This window comes from Actinosynnema sp. (assembly GCF_052038725.1).
The window spans coordinates 1-1,533 of sequence record NZ_JBQGCX010001527.1 but is presented as its reverse complement, the minus strand read 5'-3'; the positions used below and the strand labels follow the sequence as shown (position 1 = coordinate 1,533).

The window sequence follows — 1,533 nt, the reverse complement described above, 5'->3', positions numbered from 1 at the left end:
AGCCTGCCCTGGTTCACCGGCACCTGCGCGATCGCCCCGCGCGCCGCCACGCCCACGCCGGGCACCCGGCAGCCCGCCCACAGCGCCGCCCCCGAGCGCGGCCCCATGGAGGTCAGCAGCTCCGGGCCGAGCAGCCTGCGCAGCCTGGCCAGGCGCGCGTCGGAGAACGAGGCCAGGCACACCCGGCCCAGCGCGCCGGTGCGGCGCAGCAGCTCCACCACCGGGGCGACGGCGGCGTCGGACTTGACGTCGATGTTGAGGAACGCCCCCGGCAGCTCCTCCATCAGCTCCTCCAGGCGCACCACCGGCTCCCGTCCGCCCACGCGCGCCTCGCGCACCCGCGCCCACGGCAGCTGCGAGACCACGCCCGTGCCGTCGGTGGTGCGGTCGAGCGTGGAGTCGTGGTGCACCACGACCACCCCGTCCGAGGTGGTGTGCACGTCGGTCTCCAGGTAGGAGAACCCCTCCGCGACGGCGCGCCGCATCGCCGACAGCGAGTTCTCCATGCCCTCCAGCTCGCCCAGGTGCCACCCCCGGTGCGCGAAGGCGCGCGGGTTCGGGCCGGACAGGTACCGATGGCTCAGCTTCACGCGCCGAGTGTGCACCGGCGGCGTGGCGCTGGAACAACCAGCCGGTGTCCGGCTACCGTCGCCGCCCATGGAGCTGGCAGGCCCCTCCCACCACCCCGGCGCGACCCCGGACGCGGCGCGCGCCGGTGACGCCGTCGACCCCTCCGGCGCGCCCGGCACCGAAGCCGACCCCGCAGCCGCGGACCCGGCCGCGTCCCGCAGGCCCCGCCGGGAGGAGGCCCGCCACTGCGCCTGGTGCGGCAGACCCCTGCCCGACCAGGGCCGGGTGGGCAGACCGCGCCGCTACTGCGCCCAGCCGTGCCGCCAGCGCGCCTACGAGCGCAGGGCCGCCGTGCAGCGCGGCGGCCTGCCCGAGGACGCCGTCGTGCTCTCCGCCGCGGAGCTGGCCGACCTGCAGGACCGGCTGTTCCAGCTGCGCTGCGCCGCCGAGGACGTCGCCTCCGCCGCCGCCGAGGGCGCGGACCCGGTCGAGCTGGGCGAACTGGCCACCGGACTCGCCGACACCGCGCGGGGACTGGAGCGGCTGCGCTGAGTGGTGTTGGCTGGGACCCCACCCGCGCGCCCACGAGGCGCGCGTGGACACCAGGAGCCACGAGCACGGCAGCGACACCGGGAGGACGCGTGGGCGGCGCGTGGCACCGAGAGGTGCTCCAGCGGACCGACATCGGCTACGGCGTGACGGACCCCGCCACCACCCTGAGGTGGGCCAACCCCGCGCTGGCAGGCATCCTCGGCATCGATCCCGAGCACCTGCCCGGCCGCTCCCTGTCGGCGCTGCTCCCCGGAGCCCCCGACCGGCCCAGGCCCGGCCTGGCGCTGCTGACCCCGGCGGGTGAGGGCCACCGGTGGCTGGAGGTGACCTGCCAGCGGCTCGACGCCTCCGACGGCGACCTGCTGTACCGGGTCGCCGACGTCACCGCCTGGCGCGACCGGGAGCTGGAGG

2 protein-coding genes and 1 pseudogene are annotated in these 1,533 nt (G+C 77.2%); 2 read left to right on the top strand and 1 reads right to left on the bottom strand.

All coding sequences use genetic code 11. The features are described 5' to 3' along the window. Positions 1-590: glycerophosphodiester phosphodiesterase family protein (locus ACTUAL_RS32135; protein ID WP_440902861.1), on the bottom strand; the 590-nt coding region annotated here is incomplete at its 3' end. A 67-nt stretch (positions 591-657) separates the two neighbouring features. Here ACTUAL_RS32135 and ACTUAL_RS32130 point away from each other — a divergent pair. Both ACTUAL_RS32130 and ACTUAL_RS32125 read left to right on the top strand, forming a co-directional pair. Further along, positions 658-1,122, top strand: a complete 465-nt coding sequence (locus tag ACTUAL_RS32130; RefSeq protein ID WP_232519877.1) for a hypothetical protein — start codon at positions 658-660, stop codon at positions 1,120-1,122. A gap of 89 nt (positions 1,123-1,211) precedes the next feature. Continuing rightward, positions 1,212-1,533, top strand: a pseudogene (locus tag ACTUAL_RS32125) (putative bifunctional diguanylate cyclase/phosphodiesterase); the annotation flags it as partial.

Bases quoted from the DNA above. Each gene is read 5' to 3' on its own strand.
- ACTUAL_RS32130 (WP_232519877.1), top strand. From the start codon at position 658: ATGGAGCTGGCAGGCCCCTCCCACCACCCCGGCGCGACCCCGGACGCG.